At 32.2% G+C, this 25,824-nt stretch carries 26 protein-coding genes, 1 tRNA gene and 1 pseudogene; 12 read left to right on the plus strand and 16 right to left on the minus strand.

Translation table 11 applies throughout. The annotated features are described in order from the left end of the window. Positions 1-331 precede the first annotated feature (331 nt). Together GCL57_RS10030 and GCL57_RS10035 are read left to right on the plus strand one after the other, a co-directional pair. Positions 332-1,255 (plus strand): hypothetical protein, encoded by a 924-nt coding sequence (locus tag GCL57_RS10030; RefSeq protein WP_152213210.1) that lies wholly within the window; start codon positions 332-334, stop codon positions 1,253-1,255. A gap of 80 nt (positions 1,256-1,335) precedes the next feature. Next, on the plus strand, positions 1,336-1,650 hold the full coding sequence (locus GCL57_RS10035) for a hypothetical protein (protein WP_152213211.1): 315 nt from the start codon (positions 1,336-1,338) through the stop codon (positions 1,648-1,650). A gap of 124 nt (positions 1,651-1,774) precedes the next feature. Here GCL57_RS10035 and GCL57_RS15205 read toward each other — a convergent pair whose 3' ends face one another. Then, complete coding sequence (locus GCL57_RS15205) at positions 1,775-2,230, minus strand: transposase (protein WP_152213366.1); 456 nt, start codon at positions 2,228-2,230, stop codon at positions 1,775-1,777. 514 nt (positions 2,231-2,744) lie between these two features. Beyond that, entirely contained in the window at positions 2,745-3,836 is a 1,092-nt protein-coding gene (locus GCL57_RS10045; RefSeq protein ID WP_152213212.1) for an alkene reductase, read from the minus strand. A 305-nt stretch (positions 3,837-4,141) separates the two neighbouring features. Between GCL57_RS10045 and GCL57_RS10050 the strand changes: the two genes are divergently transcribed. After that, positions 4,142-4,576 carry an SRPBCC domain-containing protein gene (locus tag GCL57_RS10050; protein WP_152213213.1) on the plus strand — a complete coding sequence of 145 codons (435 nt, stop codon included), beginning with the start codon at positions 4,142-4,144 and terminating at the stop codon, positions 4,574-4,576. A gap of 319 nt (positions 4,577-4,895) precedes the next feature. On the opposite strand, the gene GCL57_RS10055 is transcribed toward GCL57_RS10050, so the two are convergent. The 5 genes and pseudogenes from GCL57_RS10055 to GCL57_RS15210 form a co-directional block, all read right to left on the minus strand. Then, positions 4,896-5,420 (minus strand): peroxiredoxin, encoded by a 525-nt coding sequence (locus tag GCL57_RS10055; RefSeq protein ID WP_152213214.1) that lies wholly within the window; start codon positions 5,418-5,420, stop codon positions 4,896-4,898. A 184-nt stretch (positions 5,421-5,604) separates the two neighbouring features. Further along, on the minus strand, positions 5,605-5,760 hold the full coding sequence (locus GCL57_RS14805) for a hypothetical protein (RefSeq protein ID WP_161597696.1): 156 nt from the start codon (positions 5,758-5,760) through the stop codon (positions 5,605-5,607). Positions 5,761-5,879: 119 nt separating this feature from the next. Beyond that, positions 5,880-6,659 carry a substrate-binding periplasmic protein gene (locus GCL57_RS10060; RefSeq protein ID WP_152213215.1) on the minus strand — a complete coding sequence of 260 codons (780 nt, stop codon included), beginning with the start codon at positions 6,657-6,659 and terminating at the stop codon, positions 5,880-5,882. A 557-nt stretch (positions 6,660-7,216) separates the two neighbouring features. Beyond that, the gene (locus GCL57_RS14995; protein ID WP_246164841.1) at positions 7,217-7,393 is read right to left on the minus strand and encodes a VOC family protein; all 177 of its coding nucleotides are present in this window, start codon (positions 7,391-7,393) and stop codon (positions 7,217-7,219) included. 9 nt (positions 7,394-7,402) lie between these two features. Beyond that, positions 7,403-7,696, minus strand: a pseudogene (locus GCL57_RS15210) (VOC family protein); the annotation flags it as partial. Between the two features lie 714 nt (positions 7,697-8,410). Between GCL57_RS15210 and GCL57_RS10070 the strand changes: the two are divergent. Together GCL57_RS10070 and GCL57_RS10075 are read left to right on the plus strand one after the other, a co-directional pair. Continuing rightward, positions 8,411-9,136 carry a hypothetical protein gene (locus GCL57_RS10070; RefSeq protein WP_152213217.1) on the plus strand — a complete coding sequence of 242 codons (726 nt, stop codon included), beginning with the start codon at positions 8,411-8,413 and terminating at the stop codon, positions 9,134-9,136. 160 nt (positions 9,137-9,296) lie between these two features. Further along, entirely contained in the window at positions 9,297-10,208 is a 912-nt protein-coding gene (locus tag GCL57_RS10075; RefSeq protein WP_152213218.1) for a hypothetical protein, read from the plus strand. Between the two features lie 74 nt (positions 10,209-10,282). Here the strand turns inward: GCL57_RS10075 and GCL57_RS10080 are convergent, their stop codons facing one another. Together GCL57_RS10080 and GCL57_RS10085 are read right to left on the minus strand one after the other, a co-directional pair. Next, positions 10,283-11,713, minus strand: a complete 1,431-nt coding sequence (locus GCL57_RS10080; RefSeq protein ID WP_152213219.1) for a hypothetical protein — start codon at positions 11,711-11,713, stop codon at positions 10,283-10,285. 100 nt (positions 11,714-11,813) lie between these two features. Beyond that, the gene (locus GCL57_RS10085; RefSeq protein ID WP_152213220.1) at positions 11,814-12,179 is read right to left on the minus strand and encodes a hypothetical protein; all 366 of its coding nucleotides are present in this window, start codon (positions 12,177-12,179) and stop codon (positions 11,814-11,816) included. A 565-nt stretch (positions 12,180-12,744) separates the two neighbouring features. On the opposite strand from GCL57_RS10085, the gene GCL57_RS10090 reads away from it, so the two are divergent. From GCL57_RS10090 to GCL57_RS10100, 3 genes are all read left to right on the plus strand, one after another. Continuing rightward, positions 12,745-13,014, plus strand: a complete 270-nt coding sequence (locus tag GCL57_RS10090) for a hypothetical protein (RefSeq protein ID WP_152213221.1) — start codon at positions 12,745-12,747, stop codon at positions 13,012-13,014. A gap of 209 nt (positions 13,015-13,223) precedes the next feature. Next, positions 13,224-13,814 (plus strand): hypothetical protein, encoded by a 591-nt coding sequence (locus tag GCL57_RS10095; RefSeq protein WP_152213222.1) that lies wholly within the window; start codon positions 13,224-13,226, stop codon positions 13,812-13,814. 42 nt (positions 13,815-13,856) lie between these two features. Continuing rightward, on the plus strand, positions 13,857-14,102 hold the full coding sequence (locus GCL57_RS10100; RefSeq protein WP_152213223.1) for a hypothetical protein: 246 nt from the start codon (positions 13,857-13,859) through the stop codon (positions 14,100-14,102). Here GCL57_RS10100 and GCL57_RS10105 read toward each other — a convergent pair. Both GCL57_RS10105 and GCL57_RS15130 read right to left on the minus strand, forming a co-directional pair. After that, positions 14,089-14,631, minus strand: a complete 543-nt coding sequence (locus GCL57_RS10105) for a hypothetical protein (RefSeq protein WP_152213224.1) — start codon at positions 14,629-14,631, stop codon at positions 14,089-14,091. The two genes, GCL57_RS10100 and GCL57_RS10105, sit on opposite strands and share 14 nt — an antisense overlap. Positions 14,632-14,656: 25 nt before the next feature. Beyond that, a complete protein-coding gene (locus GCL57_RS15130) occupies positions 14,657-15,004 on the minus strand; it encodes an SPASM domain-containing protein (RefSeq protein WP_211363251.1) in 348 nt (115 codons plus the stop codon). Here GCL57_RS15130 and GCL57_RS10115 point away from each other — a divergent pair. Together GCL57_RS10115 and GCL57_RS10120 are read left to right on the plus strand one after the other, a co-directional pair. Next, entirely contained in the window at positions 14,964-15,875 is a 912-nt protein-coding gene (locus GCL57_RS10115) for a VapE domain-containing protein (protein WP_425483350.1), read from the plus strand. The two genes, GCL57_RS15130 and GCL57_RS10115, sit on opposite strands and share 41 nt — an antisense overlap. A gap of 247 nt (positions 15,876-16,122) precedes the next feature. Beyond that, positions 16,123-17,280, plus strand: coding sequence for a tyrosine-type recombinase/integrase (locus GCL57_RS10120; RefSeq protein ID WP_152213226.1), 1,158 nt, complete (start codon positions 16,123-16,125; stop codon positions 17,278-17,280). Here the strand turns inward: GCL57_RS10120 and GCL57_RS15135 are convergent. Continuing rightward, positions 17,249-17,458, minus strand: coding sequence for a zinc ribbon domain-containing protein (locus tag GCL57_RS15135; protein WP_152213227.1), 210 nt, complete (start codon positions 17,456-17,458; stop codon positions 17,249-17,251). The genes GCL57_RS10120 and GCL57_RS15135 overlap by 32 nt on opposite strands. Positions 17,459-17,612: 154 nt before the next feature. Between GCL57_RS15135 and GCL57_RS10130 the strand changes: the two genes are divergently transcribed. Beyond that, the gene (locus GCL57_RS10130) at positions 17,613-17,996 is read left to right on the plus strand and encodes a hypothetical protein (RefSeq protein WP_152213228.1); all 384 of its coding nucleotides are present in this window, start codon (positions 17,613-17,615) and stop codon (positions 17,994-17,996) included. A gap of 323 nt (positions 17,997-18,319) precedes the next feature. On the opposite strand, the gene GCL57_RS10135 is transcribed toward GCL57_RS10130, so the two are convergent. The 4 genes from GCL57_RS10135 to GCL57_RS10150 all read right to left on the minus strand — a co-directional run bounded on the left by GCL57_RS10135 (position 18,320) and on the right by GCL57_RS10150 (position 22,438). Then, positions 18,320-18,394, minus strand: a tRNA-Arg gene (locus tag GCL57_RS10135). Between the two features lie 93 nt (positions 18,395-18,487). Continuing rightward, a complete protein-coding gene (locus GCL57_RS10140) occupies positions 18,488-20,299 on the minus strand; it encodes a peptidoglycan D,D-transpeptidase FtsI family protein (RefSeq protein WP_152213229.1) in 1,812 nt (603 codons plus the stop codon). A gap of 236 nt (positions 20,300-20,535) precedes the next feature. Further along, complete coding sequence (locus GCL57_RS10145; RefSeq protein ID WP_130610157.1) at positions 20,536-20,820, minus strand: hypothetical protein; 285 nt, start codon at positions 20,818-20,820, stop codon at positions 20,536-20,538. 55 nt (positions 20,821-20,875) lie between these two features. Beyond that, positions 20,876-22,438, minus strand: coding sequence for a Mur ligase family protein (locus GCL57_RS10150; protein ID WP_152213230.1), 1,563 nt, complete (start codon positions 22,436-22,438; stop codon positions 20,876-20,878). Between the two features lie 105 nt (positions 22,439-22,543). Here GCL57_RS10150 and icmF point away from each other — a divergent pair, with 105 nt between their 5' ends. Then, positions 22,544-25,822: a fused isobutyryl-CoA mutase/GTPase IcmF gene (gene icmF / locus GCL57_RS10155; protein WP_152213231.1), complete on the plus strand. Its 3,279-nt coding sequence runs from the start codon at positions 22,544-22,546 to the stop codon at positions 25,820-25,822. Positions 25,823-25,824: the final 2 nt, after the last annotated feature.

The following is a 25,824-nucleotide window of genomic DNA, read 5'->3' on the forward strand; positions in this document are numbered from 1 at the left end:
TCAAAAAATATAAGGTTTTCTTAAACTTATTGATATACAAATTGTTATTGTGTGTCAAGAAAAAATATAAGATTTATTTAAATTGATTTTTGAATGACTTGTGTTACGTTTGTGTCATCTGATCTACTGCTCTTCTGTCAATTAAAAAATATGAAAAGGTATTTTTCTTCGGATTTTACAAAGCAAATAAAAATTACGGACTCAAACGCCATGTAAATGACAAAATCTAAACTTCAGAAATAATTTATATTATAATGAGCACGTATAAAAATATGTAATATGCAAAAATAATTATTTTTTGTTTGTAAAATTGAATTTAAGGAGAGCTATTATGAATTTTAAAAAATTATTTGTCCTAGTAGCAAGTATTCTTTTTGTCTATTTTGCTAAAAGTGAAGATTTGTCAAATTCAACTGTGTATTTAAGTGCTCGTTTAAAAAATACTATTTTTGCGTGCGGATTGGATGATACTGGTGCAATCGTAAACTGCAAAGCTACTGGTTCAGAATTAAAAGGTCCAGATGGTCCACTGTCCTTTTATAAAGGCTATGCTTATCTTCCAGGTTCAGGAGCTGACACTAAAAACGATAATACAACGACTAAATGCCAGCTAAACATAGCAGATTCAACCTTAAGCAATTGCACAGGCCAAGTGAATAAAAACTTTGCCAGCCCACATACAATTCATTTCTTTAAAAAATATGCTTATATAACGAGTTATGCATCAAATAGTATTTATTTATGTCAAACTGATAAGAATTATTCTTTAGATTCATGTGTTCAAACAGGAAACTCTTTTAACAAACCTCTTGAAATAGCTATAGCTAAAAATAATGCTTACATAACAAATTTTGGAGATCAATCAGTTTCCTTATGCAGAATTAATAATGATGGAACATTTGCCTCTCCATGTACAAAAATGAAAACCAATGCTGGAACAAATATTAGCCTTGCAAATAACTATGCATACATAACAAATCAATTGAAAAATAGTGTAGACGTTTGTCCTATTCAGGCTGACGGAAATTTTGGGGTATGTTCAAATATGCCAATTAAAACATTATCACAGGTAAGAGATATTATGATTTATAACAAGTATTCCTATATAACAAATTGGAATAATTCTATTATAACAAAGTGTGAAGTTAACTCAAATTCAGGAAATTTAGAAAATTGTGGAACAATGGATCTTTCAAAGAGTGTATCAGCTCCCATTTCTGGAATATCTATTTTAGATATTTCTTCCAAGTTTTAATTGGAAATTTAGAGAATAAAGACATTTTTGAGCCACTTTATTATTTTTTCTCATTTGATTAGCAATTTTTGCGTCCTATTATGACTAAAAGATTATATCTAATTCTGTCATTTTTAATTTCTTGCGCTTCTTTTGGGAAAAAATTCAATGGAAATAATGAAAGTATCAAAATAAATGTACCAACTAGAAAAGAAGTTGAAAGTAATTTTGGAATACCTTTTAGATCTGGATTTGACAGTGGCTTAAAGATATATCATTATTTTTATGGAATGGTCTTAGTTTTTAATAATACTAAAGTTAAAGAATTGACAATACGTTTTAATGAAAACGACATCGTTCAGAATTATTCTTATTTAAGTTCTTTTAATGATGATAATATAGTGATTTTTAATTAGGGTGAGATCTCAAATTTTCCCTCTAAATCATAGAATATTCAACATAAATTATGTCAGTTAAGAGTTGAGAATGTTAAGTTAAAATATAAATATGTAATGCCAGTTAAGAGTTGAGAATGTTAAGTTAAAATATAAACATGTACTTAAATAGACATGCAGAAAATCGTCCGAAAACGTGAACTATGAGTCCTTTAGTGGATCGAACTTTTGATGCAATTTGAATTCCACTCGTTTCTATTAACCAGATGAAAAGGATTTCAATTGACTGTCGAAAAGAACTAACTATTTTTGAATACACTTCTTCATCATGGGAAAGATCTTTTTTTGATTTTGAAAGTTTAATTGGAGTATGCAGTTCTGACCCAATAAATCCTAAATTGCGTTTTTTTTTATCTATATAAGCGTTGTCAGCTAGGATTTTAGTATTTTTTTGAGTTAAAAGATCTTGTTTAATAGCAGTTAAATCATGAGTACTTGCTTGTGTAACTTTAACGAGTTTGGGGGCAGATAGTTTTTGATTTCTGTATGTTGCAATGAGATGAAGCTTTAATCCATAGTAATAAGTTTCCTTTGAGGACAGTAACGTACTGAAGAGATATCATTGGCAGTCTTACATTTATATGCTCTTGAATTTTTTGTGAGCATAATAGGTAGTGAGTCAACTAATGCAATATTTTCCAAGGAGTTGAATGTATTTTTAAATTTATCATCCTTAAGTAAAAATTTTACGATTTCAGGAAAAACTAAATTTAAAGAATTTAGTTTAAATAAAAATTCTTCATAAGAAGGCAAATGAGGAACCATTCGAAAAGGAAGTTTTTTATAAACTTAAAAATAGATTTAACATTTTTAAGTCCATTCAAAATTCCAAAAATATAAATAGTGATGACTTCTTCATCAGTAAACAAGGGGTTTGAATTGGGACTTATTTTTAAAAAAGTGTGAGGAGAAAATTGAGAAAAGAAATTGCAGGTTGTAAGATAGATTTTGATGAGTTGGCTCTGCTAACTTGTCCATTGACTCCCCTTTTCTTGGTGAAAAAGTGTCAACTTGAAATGGGGGATACGATCATTTTTATAAAGGATATACTAACTTTACTCAGTATACCCCATTTTATCTGCTTCATAATACCCTTCTTTTGGCAGAGGTTCAGCTAAATCAAATAAATATTTATGCTCGTTATAAAAGTATTTTGGATTAGGTTGATTTAATTTTTCACCCATTTTAAATTTTTGCACCAAATCTGGATTTGGTATAGATAATTTTCCAAAAGCTATGGCATCGGCATGTCCATTTTGAATTGCGTTTTCTCCAGATTCTTTAGTAAACCTTTCATTTAAAATAAATTTGCCAGAGAAAAGACTTTTTAATTTTGGTGATAAACTGTCTTTTGCTTCATATTCACGCGCACATATAAAAGCAATATTACGTTTTGATAATTCTGACACAAGGTAACTAAAGGTTGCAGCTGGATTTTCGTCACCAGCACCCAATGCATCACATCTCGGAGCTATGTGGTAACCAACACGACCTGCACCCCAGACATCTATTACAGCGTCAACAACTTCTAACGGAAATTTTGCTCGATTTTCTATTGACCCACCATATTGATCTGTTCGAATATTTGATTTCGATTGCAAAAATTGATCTAATAAATATCCATTTGCACCATGTAATTCCACTCCGTCAAACCCTGCTCTTTTCGCATTTTTTGCGCCATTTCTATAGATCTCGACAAGTTGTCTTATCTCTTCTAAAGTAACTGCTCGGGGAGTGTCATAATTTTTTTCAGGGCGAATTAAAGAAACTTTGATATTTGCAGCAATGGCGCTCGGTCCAATCGGAGCTTGTCCTGTATAAATTGGATCGGAAATTCTCCCGACATGCCATAATTGCATGACAATTGTTCCGCCCTTTTCATGCACAGCATCTGTAATATTTTTCCAAGCTTTCACTTGATCTTCATTCCAAATACCTGGAGTTCTAGGATAACCTACGCCGAGTGGATCAACTGAAGTTGCTTCTGTGATAAGCATGCCAAATGCCGCTCTTTGACAATAGTATTTTTTTATTAAGTCATTTGGCACTCTTTGGTAGTTCGCACGGCAACGTGTGAGTGGCGCTAAAATAATTCGGTTGTTTAATGACAAATCACCTATTTTGATAGGTTCAATTAAAGTAAACATAGAGTTCTCCCCATTTTATTTTACATTTTTACATTGAAAAAATCAGATCGTGTTACGAATTTTTTATATCATATTAAAATGTTATTTGAATATCTTTAAAATAATTTTATGAGTACGCTAAATGGTTGAGCAAAGTTTTTTTAAATTAATAAATATTTAATGCTTGGTATTTGAATTTTATTAAGGACGGATTTTTTTGCATTATCGATGATTAGTATTGATTATTATTATAAAGAAATATTTGTAAAAGAATCATTTTCACTATACGCTGATAATATATATCCTGAATAAAAATAGGAGAAAAAATGAGAATAGAGACAAATATTCAGATTAAGGCACCCGTTGAAAAAGTCTGGAATAAATTAGCTGATTTTAAGAGTTATTTATCATGGAATTTTTTTATAACTAAGATTGAGGGGGAGCAAAGAGAAGGTGAAAAACTCATTGTTAATATAGCTCCTCCTGGTGGGAGTCCAGCAACTTTTAAACCCGTTATAACCAAATACGTACCTAATAAAGAATTGCGATGGGTTGGTACTCTTGGACCTCAATGGTTATTTCGTGGTGAACATTATTTTCAATTAAAAGATAACGGAGATGGAACGACTGATTTTATGCATGGAGAAAATTTTTCAGGGTGGTTAGTTCCTTTATTTAGTTTACTTGCAGGTAAAAAAACCGCTACAGGATTTGGTTTAATGAATAGCAATTTGAAACATACTCTTGAAAAAAATGAGTAATAATTAAATACTAATAAATGTCTGTGCTTTTGTAACGACTACCTAGGGCTCTCTGTCAAAAAATGGATTTTGATTCTTCATTGAAACTTTGCAATCAAAATCATGCGAATTTGATTGCAAGGATTTTCTTTATAATCATTTTTCACCAAATATGATTATAAGTGTGACTTTAAGCATCAGAAAGCTGATGTAGCACCCGAACTTGATTCTCTAATCATGGTTTTTATGATGGGTTATAATTTGATGAACTTTTAACTTTTCTTTATTGAAAAGTGTCTACTTTAAATGGGGGTTACGATCAGAATTTAAAAGCACATCTTTATTTTATAGAACGCAATTCCGAAATTTTATCTGCCACTTTTTTTGCATCTAGAGCAGGGTCAACATTTTCATCTATACTTCTTATGACCAATTTATCATCGATAATAAATGTTATTCTTTTAGACATTGTTAATACGGCCATCTTTGTTCCATAGGCTTTAGCAATTTTTGCATCTTCATCACTTAGTAAATCAAAAGTGAGTTTATGTTTTTCATAAAACTCTTTCAAAGAAGCAACACTGTCTGTGCTCACACCATAAACGATAGCACCTTTGCTTTTTATAATTTTAATTGAGTCGCGAAAAGCGCATGCTTGTGTCGTGCAACCTGGAGTTCCTGCTTTTGGATAAAAATAAACAACAGTCCAAAGTTTATCTTTATTTTCTTGCAATGAAATTATTTTCCCTTCTTGATTCTTTAATGAAAATAACGGAGCAGGGTTGCCTACTTCTAATGCAAAGCAAGTATTTACAATAAAAAATCCGAAAAACATTCCTATAAAATTCTTTAAAAATCTATTCATAATAACTCCTGTTTTTTTTAACAACTAAAGTCGAATTATTCTATATTTGACTTTTTATTATGCTACTTGATTTAATTTAAAAAGCCATAGGTTTTGAAAATAAGGAAAAATTCATTGGTTGTCATAATCCTATATTTAAGTTTACAACTAATCTCTAATAATGTTTTGGGGAGTATAAATAAGTTTAACAATAAAGTAGCAAGAAGTTCTTATTTCCAAGTACATACTTGATTAGGAATGCTTGGTATTTTGTGGCAATTTCATTAATTGTCGTTTGTTCCTTTATTGCCTCTAAGGCAACCTTACTTTTAAACTCTGCTGAAAAACTTTTGCGCTGCATAGGACTCCCCCAAAATTACCAATTCGATTATTCTTATTGCAGCAATGATTAAATGTCACCATGTGCAGTTTTCTGGGGGCATTATAAATAAATTTTCTCTTAAAAAATTTTGCAATAGTTTAGTCTGTAGAACTAAGCGACCATTTATCTAGAATTTTTCTATATGTCCCATTTTTTTCTATTTTTTCAAGCCCTTGTTTGAAAATGTCTAATATTGTATCAGGGGTTTTTTTACCAAAAGCCATATAGAGGTCAGTATTACCTAATTCATAAGCTGGAATTTTAAATACAATTCCAAGATCTTCTATTTTTCCATCATTTTTCTTAACCAAATACTTGGCTGCAGCTTCATCGATAGGCCAAAGTTGGATGCGGTCACTGATAAGCATTTTATAAAGATTTTCATTTTTTTGAGCAACATACATGTTTTTTCCTTCTTTAAATCCATGTTTCAAAAATAAAACCTCAAATATGTCACCACTATAAACTCCGACTTTATAATTTTTGGCATCTTCAATGGATGACAGTTTAATGTTTTTATTCATTGAATAAATATTAAATCTTTGTTTATTTATTTTTCCGACCCATTTATAAAATTTTTCCCTAGTTGGATTTCGAACCATTGAGTAGATTAATACGTTTGGATTTTGCTGTGCAATTGTTTGAGCTCTTTTCCATGGATAAATAGTTATTTTTCCTGAAATCTTAATTTCTTTTAGAACGGCTTGAATGATTTCAGTATTTATACCAATAACTTTCCCATTATTGTCGGAATAATTATATGGTGGATATTCCTCTGTTACTATTTCAATATATTTTAATTCTTTAGAAGTAGAAACTGGACTGAAAATCAAACAAATAAAATATATGCATAAGTTAATATATTTTAATTGATTCATAATACATGCTCCTGAAGGTCCTGTCGTAAGACGTGAAAGGTGATGAAGAATATGTTACTTTAGAATAATGGATTATAACTCTCAATGCAATTTCCTATTTAGGAAGGGTGGTCAATAGTTTTTGAATTGATTCACTTATGATACATTTTAACGATACAATTTTGTTTTAAGAGATTTAGTGACAGAAAGAGGAAAGTTTTTGTGCCGATTAAGATTTTTAATACATCTGATTTTTCAGCATCACTGGCAAAGTTTCGGGCGCTGTGGATTATGATTGAATCTTAATATGTGTTGATTTTAGAATTTCAAAGAAATTAAAAAGTTTTTATGGATATCTTGTGATCTGCTAAATACCAACTGATAGAGGCTATTATAAGACTTTCTTCTAATGCCTACCCTTAAACTCTTTTCATGAAATCTTTTAAGAAAAATTCATTTTATTCTTTTCTATATTGCGAAAGATCACTTTATAAACCAACTTCTCGCTCACGATGCTTAATTTAAAAATGAACCAAGAAACATTTCTAAGTATAAAATAGTTACTTTGCATACCTAAATTAAGTGCGATCAAAAGCTTCCTTCAGTTTATTTCTGTCTAGTTTGACCATCTTCCACATCGCTTGCATGACTGCTTCCTTCTTCTTCTTATTCTTGCTTGTGTTCCACTTGTCGAATTCTGCTGGTGTGATTTGCCACCGAATGCCATACTTGTCGATCAGCCAACCACATTGCACAGGTTTGCCTCCTCCACTTGTCAGCTTCTTCCAGTACGTGTCGATCTCTCGCTGAGTCTTGCAGGGCACGACGAACGAAATGGACTCGTTGAAAGTCATCTCAGCGTATCCGTTCAGGAGCATAATTTTTTGGCCTAGAAGGGTGAGATGAATGGTCAGTACGGAACCCTCTTTGACTCCCATGGGGTTGCTGCCCCAGTAAGAAGTTTTGCCGATCTTTGTACCTTTGAAGATCGACTTGTAGAATTTGGCCATTTTCGCGGCTTTGTCGTTAGACCAGATACAAGCGTATATTTTGGACATGGTGACGAGCCTCCTGTTTTCTGAAAAGTGTACGTGCGGGAAGTGGCTTTGTCTAGATGCTATAAAATTCAACCAAAATTCTTAATTCTCTATTCGAAATTCTGTTACAGAAACGTGGCCATAAAATATAATGCAATTATGAAATAGTAGATTCAGTAAGAATCGAACTGGCCTTAGCTCAAGCGTTCCTTAAGGTGGTAAAAAACCTTAAAAATAAATATCTTTTATTATCAACAACAACACCTCTTACTTGTAACAGATCTGCACAAACGTAAAGCAATGGAGTTGGGACTGGAAAAAAAATTTCTGCGCATAAAGTTTTTCATCGGCTTTGTCGGCAAATAAGATTTATATATGAAAAATATAGAAAACTATGTGCCGATGAAGATTTTTATTTCATCGGCTTTGTCGGCATCATCGGCAAAGTTTGTGGGATTGGGATGGGTTGGGATGAGTTGGGGGATTGAAGTCTGAGGCCAAAATAGCAATACTTGAATTGGAGTTTGAGGAAATTTCTAGTCCTGATAATAAATTATTTTGCAAAAAAATATATGATATTGTATGCAAAGTATTTGCATATATTTAATGAATAATAAAATATTATCTATAATTGCACAAACATCACACTATCAGTTAAATATACTGGGATGAGTATCTGAATAAAAAAAGTATTTTATATACTTTAATATCATAAATTATTTTGAGGTAAATACTATGAAGATTCGGGTTTATGATAATAGTTTATATAGTTTTTTTGAATCTATTAAAGATTTAATTATTCCGAATATACCAGGCGGTCAAGCGATAACAAGTACTCTTAGATTTATCGACTTATTAAGTTCTATTAAACTTAATTCTTTTCTAAAAAATTTTGATGAAAATGATAATAAAAATTTGGCTAAATTAATTGATTTGAAAGATGAAAGCTTATTTGAAATATTTAATATGTTTGATAAATCAATGAAATGCGAATCATTATGGGTTATTCGTTGTTTAGCAACAATAACAAAGAAGTTAATTAATAAAGAAAAATTAAATGATAATGAACATTTTTTTTGTGATACATTACCAAATATGAATGATAATGATTTAGAATTTTTTTGTAATCTTAGAGAATTATGGAAAATAAGAGAATCAAAAATAATTAATAAAATAATGGAACTTCAGCATACTAACCTAGAATTAGAAGCTCGAAAATATGAAATTAAAACGCTAGAGGCTGAACTAAATAAAAAATGGATTACTCCTCATTTAGAAGAAATTTTTTTATTAAAAATCAGTTCACTTGAGCATGCTTTTGCAAAAATTAATAGATTAGTTAAATTTGGAGCATTGCATGGAGATAGGGGAGGTGTTGGAGGCTTGGGACAAGCGCATGGCTTTGCTGTTTGGGGAAATTTATCTGAAAATTTATATAATTTTATTATAAATTATAAGTAAAAAATATAAAGCTTTAAGACTAGATTTTTTTGATATAATAACTTTAACTAATATTAATGTATCAAAATATTTTGTAAAGATGCATAGTTTAAAGTTTACAATTATTCTAAAGTTACTTCAATATTGTTCCGATAAATGACAATATTGGAGATAGTCAGTTATGTTTAAAGAAAATAACTCTATAAGTGAGCTTATTAAGCTATTTAAAAATAGAAATGTAAGTCTATATCACGCATGTCAACTAAAAGATTTTAAAACGTATCTTAATTTAAATGGAGTTCCTTCAAGATCTCTCATGGAAACAAAAAATTATGATTTTACAAGATTTGAAACGGATAAATTTGATCAACAAAATGGTAACTGGGATAAAATATTTGGTAATTTAAGTGATTTCAGTAATTTTTTTCATAGTGGCTCAAACTCAGTGCCTAATCCATATGGTCCAATTTTAATTAAAATGAATTTTGATGGTATAATGAATTCAAAAGATATTGCTATTTGTCTTAGATCCGCAGGAGCTTCTGGATTTGATCGAAAAAATGAGTCACTATGTTCTATAGAAGAAGTGAATAGAATTTTTAAATTTCCTAAATCCACAGTAGGGAAAAATTTTTTTATAAGAAGTAAAGAAGAATTAAAAGAGAATTTTTCTGACAAAAAAAATATAATAGTTGAAGGATCGCCTGAGATTAGTATAACAAAATACAATCAAATTATTGAATTAAATTATTTTATAGAAATCATTGTTGATCCTATCAATATTGAGGGTTTAAATTTATTAGAAATAGTACAAGAAATTGCGAGTTCATACGAAATAAATAATGAAATTATTAAAATTAGAAATAAAGTCAACAATAATTATACAGAACTTATAAAGTCAATAAATTATGGGGTGAAATCCTTAGATGATATTGAAAAAGGTAATTATTTAGAAGAATTAAAAAAATGGGCAAAAGTAGTTAGAAACAATAGATTAGGCTATATGTTTGAAAGGTTTAGTGAATATCTATACGCTGGAACAATTGAAGAAATGACTAGTCTAAAGAAAATAAATTTAAGTAAATCTGTATAAAATATTCACAATATACCTTTGGTTATTGTATTATTTTTTAAAAATAAAAAAATAATATTTATTATCCTTTATATTTAAAAACCATAGTTTTTTAATTTATTCAAAATAGCTCTTTTTGCATCCAAAAATGCTTCTTCTTTAGTGGTAAAAAAGCTAGCTTCGATAAGCAAAGTTATAATACCCCTTTTAGAATTATTTGTAATAAAGTCTTGCATTGTAGAAGATTTTGTATTATTTGCGAGCCATCCCCAATCGTTATCAACTGAACATTGCACTACAAAAATTGTCCAGCCTTTATAATATGCTTTCCATTGTTCTTTATAATTATCATGAATCGCATCAACGCATACTAATTGATCCTCATGATACTTTATTTTTTGATACGTCAATAGAGGTCTAGATTTTTCTTTACTTCTAGTATCTTCAAGTATTTTATGCTTCTCACTTCCAATAATGCAACTTGAAATTTTAGATCTATGCAATAAAAAATTGTCTGGATAATTACTAAAAAGAAGCTTTCCTTCAGAAGAATATAATGAAACACCTATACCAGCATTTTGAAATTTTGAGACATCAAATTTTATATCTGCAAATGGGTTTAAAAAAAGTGATACTCCGTCCACTAGAGTTTCATTATAGTTAGTATCCGAAAATATAAATTCATTAGAAAATTTTGAATTTTTATTGAATCTTGTAACACTGAAATTGCTTCCATCTCGTTTGGAAGAAAGAGTATGAACTTTTGATATTGTTGCTGTAGAACTAAAAAGTACCGCGCTAACGAAGGAATTTTCTGGTTTACAAAATAATCCCGTATCTATTGATGTTCCAGAATGTTTTATAACACTTTTAACAAGATTAATACCGAGAAAAGTTCTGTCAGAAATTGAATTACTATTTCCATCATCCATAAATAGAGGAGTACCTGCAGCATATAAGCATTGAATAATAGCTTCAGTTCCTTGTAGCTGTGAATGTTCTTGATCAAAAGGAGTTATGCAAATTATAAAAGGTTTATTTTTTACATAATCTAGTTTAGAATAATATTCTTTATATTTTTTTATTTTAGCTGAAATAGAATTCATTAATCTTACGCAAGAAAATTCAATCATATCTCTTCTTAATTCCAACTTTTTCTCTCCTGATGCCGTCAAGAATAATTTTGCAAAATTAGCTCGAACATCATCTGGGGGATTTGATATTGTGCATTCAAATATTAAATCATTAAAAATAAAATCTGGGCTTGGATAATTATATGAATTTTTAAACCCTATTTCATTAAGAACTGCAAAAATATATAATTCCCAAAAAGAAGAATTAAAAGTTGTTTGAAATTCTGTAATGAATTTTCCATCACGATCAATAAAATTTGAGGCCCATTCTTGAATTACAGTTCTATAAGGTAAATTTTCTTCTAACATTAAATATCTAAAAATATTAGATTGCTTTTCTTGAATAACAACTGGATCAAATAATTTTTTTGCTATTTCATATTTTTTTCCCAAAGAGAGATCTCCTAAGTTACAAAACCAGAATTTCGATATTGTTCTTAATAAAAATTACTAAATATTATACAAACTATCAATTGTAAACTTATTCAAATTTTTAACTTAATATATCTTCAAAATATTCTTTATCAGGGTGATTACATAGTTTTACAAATAGTCGAACCTTTGCCATAAAAATATCTTGAGAAAAAATCACAGGATTCTTACCCTTCTCAAAAGCCTTTTTGCAGCCTTTGGTAATATCATTTGGATCATAAAGTGATATTCTTGTTCTATTTTTTTTTACATATTCACAAGGATATATTTCCCAATAATCTAAATATTTTCTAATTGTAACTGGCTTTGTTCCAGTAACTTTTGAAAGCATTTCTAGCGAATATTTTTTGTCTTTATTTAATGCAAATAAATTCTTAGCCCATTTTGTAGTAGATTTCTTCTTTTTACTTAAATCAACTTCGTTCATTAATAAGTCCTTTGGAATAGTTTTATCAATATTTTAATATATCAAAAGTGAATTTTAGTTAATGTAAAGATCATGATTTTTTATCACCTATTCTGTGCTTTTTTATAGCACTTTTAAATTAAGTAGAGGGAAAAGCAACTTTTTTACTTAGAAATTAGGACACGGACTGTCTAAAACTATTTCTCCTCGTGACAGTCTGTTAACTTATTAATATTTTGAGTATTATTATATAAAGAAAATTAATTTGCACTATATTAGATCAGTTTTCATGGAAATATACTCTCTAAATTTCGACGCATTATTTTTTCATTGTTTACTCAAATCTATATGGTAAAAAAATCAAACAAATATATTTCTTTTATAACAATTATTTAAATAGATTTTTAATACACATTTTTTTTAAGATTATTGCAAAATTCAATATGTAAAAGTGCTAAATACAATCGATTTTTCCGTGCTCATTTAATTTAGACAGTCCGTTCCGTTATCGGCACTATTTTTTTAGAGAGCATTTCGCTCTGTAATTAAAGCGCAAGTAAGCGCATAGATGAAAGGGATTTCAGTAATGGATACAGCAAGCACTCAAAAGATTTCGAGCAAAGAAAAATATCTTGAGCAAGCCGTACAGGCTCTTAAGAAGGGTTTAAGGATGTGTGGCAATATAACTCAACTTGGCATTCGTTCAGGTATCACAAGGCAAACCTTAACAAGTATTGCAAGAGGAAGAGCATGTTCACATGCCACACGTTTAAAGCTTGAGGCTTTTATTGAGGAGCAAGAACAAAGAAAAGGCAAGCCATTTAAGTTAAATTTATTGCAAAATACAAAGTGCTAACTGAGATTGACGCTTGGATCTTGCTCAAAAAAAGCATGGGAAAATGGAATAATACTTTTCTCCCACAAAGCGATTATCAAAAAAATTGTGTACTACCTGCATACAAAGAAGAAATTAATGACAAAGTTTTCTTAGAAAAGGACTCTCATCAGTTCCGAAATCTACAAAAATGTTGGTTAAATGAGACCTATAAAAAAAGGTGTGAATTGTTGACTTTGATAAGTGCTAATCTGGAAAATACTCGAAATGTTCACGCATCATCTTTGGCGAAAGATTGGTGGCAAGACAGAGGTTTTGATCCTCAATTCATTGCAGCGAATTTAAAATCATACGTGTTATTAGAATCGCCTCAGCAATTAGAAAATTTAGATTGCGTGAAACAAATGAGCATTGAGGAAAAATACCTCACAGGCATTTGGAAACCTCATGCAATAACAGGAAAGCTTGATTTACAATGGATTAGCAAAGACTATTTAGCTTTGTTTTTCTGTTGGAATTATTTGCCAAATCCAGTTGGAAATCAAAATCTTGTTGTTACGGGAATAAGAGCACGCTGCACAAGTAAAGGACCAACCCAAAATCCAAAGGAAGTTACGCTTGGTATTAAGCATATCAAAGCGCTTGATGGATACCCTGCAAGCCTTGGCTATTATGGCTTACTCGTTCCCAAAGTAAAAGAAACAACGCACACGTCATGGTCGCAATTACATGGTTGTCAAGGTTTTACAGTGATTTTAACTGAAGGTTGCTGCGATATGCTTGCTGGTAGGCATTTGATCCGAGGTTCAAATACTATTTGAGCAACCTCTGGCCAAATACAAACCGCAATGTGGCAAGATCATTTGAGGCTTATTAAAAATTGTAGGAGAATTATTGTTTCCTTTAATAATAATGATTCAAATGAAAATACAGCTCAAAAGTTAGCTCAAAAATTCCAAGAAGAAGTCTTGAAATATGGAATAAAAACTGTTGATATTTTGCCAATAGCACTTTTAGACAATTATAGGAGTTATGAATTGAAAGCTTCATATACAGATTTGAGAGAGCCAGGTGGCGCAGGAATTCACCACCTCATTATCTATAAATAGTTGCGCCACCATTTAAAGAACCAGTTATTTTACTCCTGCTATCTAAAACAACTTTTCCTTTTCCGCTTTCAAAAGTAATATTTCCATTTACAGTGCTATTTGTTAGATATATGAATTCATCATAATTTCTCCCATTATTTTTTCTTATATATATGTTATTCGTATTTGTCCCATCTTTTAGTTCAATTATTGAGGATGTAATAGAGATAGGCTTTTCGAATTTTGTATTGCTAGCTTTAAGTTCTCCTACAATATTAATATTTCCTATGACTGTGGTATTTCTAGAAAAATCAACTTTTCCTGTGACATCTAAGTCATTGATTGAAGATCCTTGTGCAGTCAGTTCTCCAACGATCATTGTATTGGATTTTACAGTTACATTATTTAATATGACTGTACCTGTGTTTGAAATGCAATTAACATTTTTATTATACAAATTTAAAGTTCCTAATGAATTATTGTTGCATGCATTTGCATTGGTAATAAAAATAATTAATAATGGTGATGTGAAATAAAAAATTGCTTTCATTTTCTTTCCTTTAAAAAAAAATATTTTAGTATTCTCTTATTCTATTATATGCATAATATAATAAAAGCCTTTGTGAGATATTAAACTTTGGAGTAGGGCATGCTTGAATATTCTCCTTCCATGATTTAGGGCAGCCACCTCCGCATACTGGTAACATTGTGCATGTATTACATGAGAAATTTTCAAATACTCCTGCATCATAAAAGTCTGAAAATACACTTCTCTTTGTTTTGTCAATTGCATATAAAGGGAAAGCTTTTGAGGACTCATTAGCTCTATTTGTAAAGTTTATACTTCCAGCTTTAAAAAATGAAAGTGCAGAAAACCCAGAGATTATCGCAAAAGTGTTAATGCACTTTATATGGCAAATCAAAAGAAAGATCGCAAATTTAAAAGTACAAAATCATTTGTGTCCTGTTCTGATAAACACAGAGCAAGGCGTAGGGAAAAGTGAATTTGTTAGAAACTTTTGTTATCCATTTAGCAAATATCCACAATTTTATGCCGAAAAAAAAGTATCGGAAGTTGCCGACACGAGAGAAATTGCTTCCAATTTAGAACGCAATATTATATTTATGGATGAGTTAGCGAGTTCAGAAAAAAGCGACATATCTTATTTAAAAAGTATTATCACTTCCGAAATGTTATCGCCTCGAATTTTAGGAACAAATCGAATTATTTCTGTTAAAAATAATGTTACTTTTATAGCAACCGCAAATATTGATAACTTATCTGAGAAAATAAAAGATGAAACAGGAAATAGAAGATTTTTTCCTATAGAGATTAAATCATTTAAAAATGTGCATGTTCCCATTCCCATGATTTCTGATATGGGTCACTTAACTGAAGAGCAAAAAAAGCAAGGAATGTTATATCCATTAGAATTTGATGGCTCATGCTTTTGGGCTTTAGTTGATGAAAATTGGGATTGCTTTTTATCATTAGAAGAGCTTGCACCTATTCAACGCAAACACACTTCAACTAGCGATATTGATGGTTTTATAGATATGTTTAGCATTATTATTGATAATAATAAAAAAGCCGTTTTAGTTTCAGATTTATTTTTTGTCTTTAAAAAGGTTTATCCAAAAAGTCGTTTTGATCATATCAAAAAATTTTCACAAGAAATGAGCAAAAGATTTTCAGAAGCAAAAACCAATACCGCAGGGTTTCGGAGAAAAGATATCGGATTCCATTTGTCTTTGACTGAAACATTCAACGAATATTTATCAAGGTATATATAAGGATTGCTTGAGTTAAAAAATAAATAGGTTTGTGATTTGAATTTTACCTCATTGCATGTAAAATAACGTGAAGATTTGTTAAAAAAAGAGGAAGTCACCCGTAGTGCTTCCCCTTTAAAATCAAATTACAATTCCCGTTATTTGACAACAGAATAGTCACACAAAGTGAGCACCTTGACAAGCTTACTTTGGGATTTGTTACAAGCTTTGAGGTGTCTTTTTAATCAAACGAAAGGACACTTTATAAATGAACAAAGAAATATCAAAACTCACAGGGATTCGTTTTATTCCTCGCCTCAATATGTGGGAAGCAAGGATTTCCATTGACGGAAGGCAAACTTCAAAAACATTTTCTTCTAAAGATGATGCCATAGAATGGCGTGAGAGATTAAAAAACCCTATAGTTATTAATACCACAAAATGTAGCAATTTATTTAAGGATTGGCTTAAAAACCCTTTTGGCAATTACTCTCCTCAAACAATTTATATTTATGAGCAAAATGTACGCCTTTATATAAATCCTGTTTTTGGAGAATTAAATCCAAAAGAAATTGATGACAATTCAATTTTATCTTTTGCTTTAAAACTAGCAGAAACGCCTACACAGCAAGGAAACAAACGCTCACTTAAAACTGTGCGCAATATTATAGGAACACTCAGTACTTTTTTTGAGTGGTGTTGCTTTAAAGACTTCATTCATAAAAATCCAGTAAAGGAACCTAAAGTTACCCAAAATATTTGCCGCTTGTTTAAACGTGAACGTATGGATTCTAAATTCACAACAAATATTAAAAAGAAAGCATTAAACATTGAGGAAGCCAAAAAGCTTATTGTGCAAGCATATGCTCGAGGATTTCAAACAGGCTTAATTGTGGAATTTTTAATTTATACAGGATTACGTATTGGTGAAATTGCCGCTTTAACTTGGGGTGATTTGCAGTATATGGAAATAAATCAATTAGGCGAAGGCTCTCAATTTATTTCTGTGAACAAAACCATGAACCACAGAACACGACAGATTCAAGAATCGGCAAAATGCGGTTCCAATGGATTTGTTGAGGTTTCCCCTGCAATCGCTGCAAAGCTCTTGCAATGGAATCAAAAGGCGCATGAGTTAGGCTATGAAATAGTTAAAACGGCAAGTATATTTCCAATGGTTGCTAAGAACCCAAATGAGTTTTCTAAAGTCATTACCTCACTCGCAAAAAAAGCAGGCATAAAGCACACAAGTGCCCATAGCTTAAGGCATACAACGATTACCTTTTTGGCAAGCGCAGGTCATTCCATGCAAGTTGTGCAAAAGATCGCTCGCCACAAAACTTCTGACATGACAACGGCATATTTTGATGCCACGCAATTGCCGATTGCTGGTGTTACTTCAAGTATTGATCGATTCTTAGCTTAATTAATATTGGAGTGAATATGGATAAATGCGAAAAGGATGCTAGGGGAATCATGTATGCATTGAGAATATTAATGCTCGCATTTACATCACGATCATGAATCGTGTTACATATTTCACAAGCCCTTGTTCTTATTCCAAGCCCGATCCGTGGTAGTATTTCTCTACACCTTGAGTACATTTAGGGAGAATTTCTTTCTGAATTTCTCTCTGAAATTCTGTTTCCCACTCTTGACAATATAGTTTATATTTATAAGATGAAATTGTATAATATAAATAATTATACAATTTCATTTCATTTTATTTATTACTAATAATCAATAGGAAATACTCCCATGAAAATAAAATCATTTTTATTTATTCCAATTTTATTGCTTTCTAATATTTCATCAGCTTCAATTCATGAAAGAAGTTGGGATTTTAAAGTTGATGAAGTGGTTTTTTATGACTTTAAAAATTATAATACAGGTATAAATGTCGGCTGTGAAAAATTTGATAATGGCAAAGTCTCTTTTGAAATAAAGTATAAAAACATAAATCCATTTATCAATAATAATAAAATTTCTACTGATGTTGTAGATGGAAATGGATTTTATACAATTACATTAAACGACATTTCAGAGCTTGATTTGGCTTTTCCAGCAGGAGGAGAATACTACATTAAAAATATTTCTGGATACGACGTAAAATCAAAACATTGTGATACAGGAATAATTTAATTTCCTAAAAATAAATTCCCAAAAAACTTATCACATCATGCTCAAAATTTAGACTTTGTCAGGGGAGGCGTTGGTTGACGTGCCGATGAACTTGTCGATTTGCCGATGATGCCGATGAAAAAAAAATCTTCGTCGGCAACTACTTATGTATGGGAGAGTAAGAATAAGTTGCATTTGCCGATGATGCCGATAAGATTTCGTCATCGCCAGAATTATTTTTTAATTTTGGCTTCAATTTTTCAGTCCCAAGCAAAAATTGGGACTAGACCCTTGGGACTATCTTGCTGGGTGATAAAAACACTTGAAAAATAAGAATAACTCTATGGCGGACCCAGCAAGAATCGAACTTGCGCTTCAGGCTTCGGAGGCCTACGTGATATCCACTTCACCATGGGTCCATACAGAAATTAAGGAATGTATTCAGCAAAGAGCTGAATGAAGAAACACTAACTTGCGCTCTAGCGTATGTCAAAGTCAACTTATCGTATTTTTCAGTTGGAATTTAAGGCAGTCTTTTTTTCGGAATAAGCGTTTTTATAAGGCTCAACGCTAAAGACGCCTTGTGAGTTTAAATAATGTACGGTTTTACGACCAATTTCGGTAAAGACAGGGCCAGCAAGTTTTGAACCATAAGCAGGGCGGACTTTCACTTCATCGAGAATGACAACGAGGGCAAGTTTAGGATTATTTGCTGGAATCACACCTTCAAAAACGGCTGTTCTTTCTGAATAAGATTTGGTTTTATTCGACCAAATTTGTGCAGTCCCTGTTTTGCCACCGACAAGCACGCCAGGAATTCTACCTGAGTTGCTCACTTCTGTTACGTTACCCATCATTTTACTAATTAATTTGCTTGTGTCTTTAGAGATATATTGAAGTGGCGGACCAACTGCATTGTCTTCTGCATTTGGATCGACTGCTAATAAATTAACACCACGATCGATTCCTCCTCCTGCTATAATTGACAGACCACGTATAAGTTGAAGAGGTGAAATAGCAAAGCCTTGTCCAAAGGTCATATTGGCAAAGCGCATTTCGCTCCAAGACTCTGGTTTGTGAATGCGGCCTTTCCATTCACCGGCGAAGCCTGTGCCTGGGGAACGGCCAAAGCCAACTTGCATGAGAGCGGTGTAAAATCTTTCGCGACCAATTTTTTGTGCAATTCTATACATACCAATATTGCTACTGTATCTAAGCACTCCTTGGGTGTCGAGGAGAATGTCCATGGGGTGATCGTCGCGAAAAGAGCCTCCAGGGATTTTGAGTTTTCCTCCTCGCACATCGAATAGAGTCTTTGTAGTTATTTCTTTGAGATCGATGCCCTTTGCTATCCACATAGGTTTACAGACGGAACCGAGTTCAATGGCATCCATTACGGGGCGGAATCGTCTTGCCGCAGGGTTATTATTGGGAGGATTATTTAAGTTGTAAGTAGGATAACTGGCAATTGCTAAAACTTCGCCTGTTGTCACATCCATTACAATTGCGCTGCCCCCTTTTGCTTTTGAATGAATTGCCCCATCTTTTAAGGCCTGTTCTGTAAATTGTTGAATGGAAAGATCGATGGATAATTTTAAATTTGGAATTTTTTGAGAAGGCTTAGAGGCATCATTGGGAGTGACAATAACTAAACGACCACGTGCATCACGGAGAACATCGACCCGTGTTTTTTTAATTTTAAGGCGTGAATTGTAAACCTGTTCAAGTCCTTCGAGCCCATTTCCATCAGCCCCGACAAAACCGATTAATTGTGCGGCGGTTTCTCCTTCTGGATATATTCTTTTAGGTTCATCAACAACACCGATAAAGTTTTGCCATTTTTTAATTGATCCAATTGCATTTAATTCTTTGGGAGATATTTGTCTTTTAAGCCAGATAAAATTTCTTTTTTCAGTTCTATAGTTTAAAAGATCTTTTAGAGGAACATCGATTTGTTTAGCTACTTTTATAAGTGTCTCTTTGTCTTGAGGCATTCTTTTTGTCAAAATAAAAAGGCTTGGTCTTGGCACGCTTACGGCAAGGACTTTTCCATTTCTATCGGTAATTGTTGCACGTGGTTGTGAAAAGGTAACAGTGGTTTCAAATTGACGTGTTCCTGTGCTCACAAGTTTTTCGCGCAATGGAGTGGGAAGTATGGTTATCCATGCATAACGAATAAGAATTAAAGTTAGGATAATAAAAAAAATAATTCCCATAGCTTGAGCACGTTTGGTGAAATTGGGAACAGTATGAATTTTATGAGGATTAAAGTAATCTTTTACTCTTTGAAAGAGTGTTTTTTTAAAAGTACTTTGCTTCAACATAATTTTTCGTCCTAGAAATCTATCTCATTAATAAATAAGTTAAATTGATTCATTATTGTTTTTTTAGGATTATGTTTTGTAAACGAATAAGAAGATCGTGTACCAAAAATCCAATTGACCCATAACATATTTATTATGGATCGCATACAAGAATTATTCTCTTTTTTAATTTTATAATATTAAATTTTATTTATTAGATTTTATGGATTTATTATATTATTTATTTTAAAATTCCTCTATTGGTAGGCTGCATCACTATAATAAACAAGCCATAATAACGAACTGAAATCTCGAGCTGCAATGTGTTTACCATTGTCACAGGCATCAAATAATAATTTTCTTTGATCGTCCGTTGCTAAAGAAAGATCAATCCCAAGTTCTTCACCTAAAATATTCCATAACTTAAACATTTGATCTTCATTTAATGAAAGTACGACATCATCTCTGCCTTCACACGGTTTTCCAACAAAAGAACTTTCGAGAATTTTAAGCAATTCATTTTGAAGAACTTCAGGTCGCATAGAATACACCTCCCGAATTTCAAAATTTATCAACTCCAACTGTGATCTTAATAAATCAACAGCACTTTTCTTCAATGACTTTCACCAAACGGTCGAGTTTCATACCTCGACTGCCTTTAATAAGGATTACAAACTGAGACAAATCAATACCTTCATAACTAAGAAAAGCAACCGGATCTTCTTCTGCAGCAAGCCAGAAAATCCGAGTGTTGTTTTCTTTTAGCAAAGTATCTTCTGTTTCTTTTAGTAGCTTATAGCAATCATACATCGCAGACCCGTAAAGGCACAAGTAGGAGCTCTGCAAATTTTTCAGAGGATGAAAAAGCAGTTCATGCCAGTATTTTGACTCGCTCCCTAGGTCAAGCATATCTCCTAAAATAATTAATTTTGATTTACTGATCCATTCTTTATTTTCAATTGTATTTAATGCAGCTTCAATACTCATAGGACTTGCATTATAAGTGTCATCAAATAAAATTGCTCCATTTTTTAAAGTTGAAATTTTTGAACGCATAGGAGGAGGTGTAAAATTTTTCCAGCCTTCAGATATTTCTCGAGGAGTGCGTTTCATTTTTATGGCAGTAGCAAAAGCAAGTGCAAAATTTGCTGCATTGTGTTTACCTGGAAGTGGGATTTCATAAACAAGATTATTTTCTGTAAATAATTTTCCTTCTTTTGAAAATATTTCTAATTTTATTTCGGACTTTGTCGTTGATTCATTAATCACTTCCCAAACTAAAGTGCGTTCGGTATTTTCAAAAATAAATTCTCTTTGCGTATATTCTTGTTCAAATTCTGATTTCTCTATGACAAGAAAATCTTTCTCTATGGATAGAGGATACTCATGATGTGTTACTTTACCTCGGTATTGTATATTAATATCATGGGTGAATCCTGTTAATATTCTATCATCTGCAAGTTGCCAAATTCTTGTTGTGTAAGCATTTCTAAATAAAAATAATTCCTCATTTGCTGCAGTTTCCCAATTTTTTAATTTTTCAAGATGCTCTGGTCCAAGTGCAGTTAAAACGGAAATATCTGGCTCGCTTAAGTCGACATGCTGTTGCATGGCACCTATTTCATCAATGCCAATTTCTAAAACAAGTGCATGGGGCTGATCTTTTATATTATGTTCTTCTTGACAAAGAGTGATTGCAAGCCCTAGAAATCCATTTTCACTCTTTTGTGTTTTTGTTACTTTATAGTTAGGGCCACTTAATAAACTTGCTAGCATTTCTTTCGTGGTTGTTTTTCCATTGCTGCCGCCAATTCCAATAACAGGAAATGGAAAACGATGGCGCATAAATTGTGCAAATGCGCGGAAAGAATTTAAAACACTTTCAACTTCGATACATTTTTCACGAAATTCAGGCTTAAGATCATTTAAAAATTTAGAATCTTTATTGACTAAAGCAAGTGGAGTTTCTTTCTCAAAACACTCCTGTAAATAGGAATGCCCATCAAAATTATCTCCTTGTAATGCGACAAAGAATTGTTGTGGTTTTATTTTTCGACTATCTGTACACACACCAATTAATTCAATATTTTCTAAAGATTCAAGAGGACAACTTTTTTCTAAAATAGCCTCATAAATTTCTTTTCCAGTCAACGGCCACATTTTGTATTTTCTCCAATTTTATTATAGATATAATCTCAATCGACCACTTCAGATTCAAACCAAAGCAGCGATTCGATATCGCGTTATCATAGAGGAATAAAAGCGATGGAAACAAGTTTTAGCTATCGGCTTAAAAACAAAGTTAGATTTGTGACTGCGACGGCTCTATTTGATGGACACGATGCGAGCATCAATATCATTAGAAGACTGTTGCAACAAGGTGGAGCAGAGGTCATACATTTGGGTCACAACCGCAGTGTGAATGAGGTTGTCAATGCTGCAGTTGAAGAAGATGTACATGCCATTTCTGTGAGTTCTTACCAAGGTGGTCATGTTGAATATTTTAAATACATGAGAGAAATGCTGGATAAAATGGGGCGCCCTGACATGAAAATATTTGGTGGAGGAGGTGGTGTCATCATTGCCAAAGAAATTGATGAATTGCATCAATCAGGCATCACGCGCATTTACTCTCCGGATGATGGGCTTAAAATGGGTCTTGAAGGAATGATTTGCGATATGCTCGAGAAATCAGATTATGCTTTAGACATTTGGGCCGATGAAATGGAAAATCGTGATATTTTAGCGAATGATCATTTGCGTATGGCAAGAGCTTTGAGTGTTATAGAAAATAATTTTCAAGGATTGCCTTCAAAAATATTAATGCAAATTGAAAATGGAAAAAGGAAAAATGAAGAAGGTAACAATAAAAATCCTCCACTTGTTTTAGGAGTAACAGGTACGGGAGGGGCTGGTAAAAGCAGTTTAACGGATGAATTGATTCGACGTTTTAGCTTTGAATTTCCTGAAAGAAAAATATGTATATTTAGCGTGGATCCTTCAAAACGCAAGACGGGTGGAGCTCTGCTTGGCGATCGCATTCGAATGAATGCGATTAATCATGAAAATATTTTTATGCATAGTTTTGCCACGCGTGGAAGTAAAAGCGAGCTTTCTTTAGTAACAGGTGAAGCTATTTGTCTTGCACGCAGTGTGGGTTTTGATCTTATTATTGTGGAGACAAGTGGAATTGGACAAGGAGATACAGGAATTCTCGATGTGTCTGATTTGTCACTCTACGTAATGACGAGTGAATTTGGCGCTGCAACACAGCTCGAAAAAATAGATATGCTTGATTTTGCAGATTTAATTGCGATTAATAAATTTGACAGACGTGGTTCAGAAGACGCTTTTCGTGATGTAAAAACCACTATTCGTCGAAGTCGCTATGCAGGAAATAAAAATATAAAAGAAGAGAATTACCCTGTTTTTGGCACAATTGCATCTAAATTTAATGATGATGGAGTCAATGCTTTATACAGAGAATTATTAAAAGTTATTGAAGAAAAATGCAAAGAGATATCGTGGAAACAAAGGCATGATTTAAAAATTTCAAAAAAATCAACAAATGTTGCTCCTATTATAGCACAAAATAGAACAAATTATTTAAGCGAAATTGTTTCAGTAATTCATGATTATCATAAAGAAACAATAGCTCTTGTAAAAACAACAACAGATATTTTTGCTATGGAAAGAAGTAAAAAATTAATAAAAGAACATTCATTTCAGCAAATGCTTGACAAAGAAATTAAAAAACAATGGGATCATCTGCCAAAGAATATAAAAATAGAATTGCAGGGATGGGAAGCATTGCGCGCAAACTATTTAAGTGATGCCTTTAGGTATGAGGTGCGTGGAAAACAGTATGAAGTTAATACCAATATTATATCTTTATCAGGCTTAAAAATTAAGAAAATATATTTACCTCAAAATGAAGATTATGGTGAGATAGTTAAATATTTACGCAATGAAAATGTACCCGGTTCTTTTCCTTTTACAGCAGGAGTATTCCCATTTAAAAGAGTGGATGAAGATCCAAAAAGACAATTTGCAGGTGAAGGTGGGCCTGCACGAACTAACAATCGCTTTCATTTTTTAACTAAAAATGACAGTGCAAAAAGGCTTTCTACAGCTTTTGACAGTGTTACGTTATACGGAGATGAACCTGCAAAAAGACCAGATATTTATGGCAAGGTGGGTGAAAGTGGGGTGAGTATTGCAACGCTTGATGATATGAAATTGTTGTATAGGGGATTTGATTTATGTGATCAGAATACGAGCGTAAGTATGACAATCAATGGCCCTGCTCCCATAATTCTTGCCTATTTTTTTAATACAGCAATCGATCAGCAATTAGAGATTGCTAAAGAAAAAAAAGGATCTCAGTTAACAGAGGATGAGAAAAATGCGGTGATAAATTTTACACTTGAAACAGTGCGTGGCACTGTGCAAGCAGATATTTTGAAAGAGGATCAAGCACAAAATACTTGCATTTTTTCTATTGATTTTGCTTTGAAAATGATGGGAGATATTCAGGAATTTTTTGTTAAATCAAAGGTTAGAAATTATTATTCGGTGAGTATTTCTGGTTATCATATTGCCGAAGCGGGTGCGAATCCTATCACGCAGTTGGCTTTTACATTGGCAAATGGATTTACCTATGTGGAATATTATTTAAGTCGGGGAATGCATATTGATGACTTTGCACCAAACTTAGCATTCTTTTTTAGCAATGGAATGGATCCAGAATATTCTGTTATTGGGCGTGTGGCCCGTCGCATTTGGGCAATTACAATGCGTGATAAATATAAAGCAAATGAAAGATCACAAAAATTAAAGTATCACATTCAAACAAGTGGTCGTTCTTTGCATGCACAGGAAATGGATTTTAATGATATTCGAACAACGTTACAAGCTTTACTTGCTCTTTGCGATAATTGTAACTCTTTACACACCAATGCTTATGATGAAGCTGTAACAACTCCTACAGAAGAAAGCGTAAGAAGAAGCATGGCTATTCAACTTATTTTGGCGAGAGAGTTTGGTAATTTAAAAAATGAAAATCCATTGCAGGGTAGTTACTTTATTGAATCGCTTACCAATGCTGTTGAAGAAGCTGTTTTAGCAGAGTTTGACAGGATTTCATCGCGGGGTGGTGTTCTTGGCGCAATGGAAACTCAATATCAAAGAGGAAAAATTCAAGAAGAAAGTCTGTACTATGAAACTTTAAAACACACGGGTAAATTGCCAATTATTGGTGTGAATACTTATTTAAAACCCAATGCAGAGGCAAATTATATTCCTGTGGAAATGCAGCTTTCACGTGCTTCATATGAAGAAAAAGATGAGCAACTTGTTCGTTTACAAAACTTTAAGAAAACAAATGAAAAGTCTACTGAAGAAGCTCTGTTACGTTTGCAAAAAAAAGTGCTTGCTGGCGAAAATATTTTTGAAGAGCTCTTGCACACAACTCGACATGCTTCTCTTGGAGAAATTACTCATTCGCTCTATGCTGTAGGAGGACAATTTAGGAGAGCAATGTGATT

Source organism: Fluviispira multicolorata, from assembly GCF_009208585.1.
GTDB lineage: Bacteria > Bdellovibrionota_B > Oligoflexia > Silvanigrellales > Silvanigrellaceae > Silvanigrella > Silvanigrella multicolorata.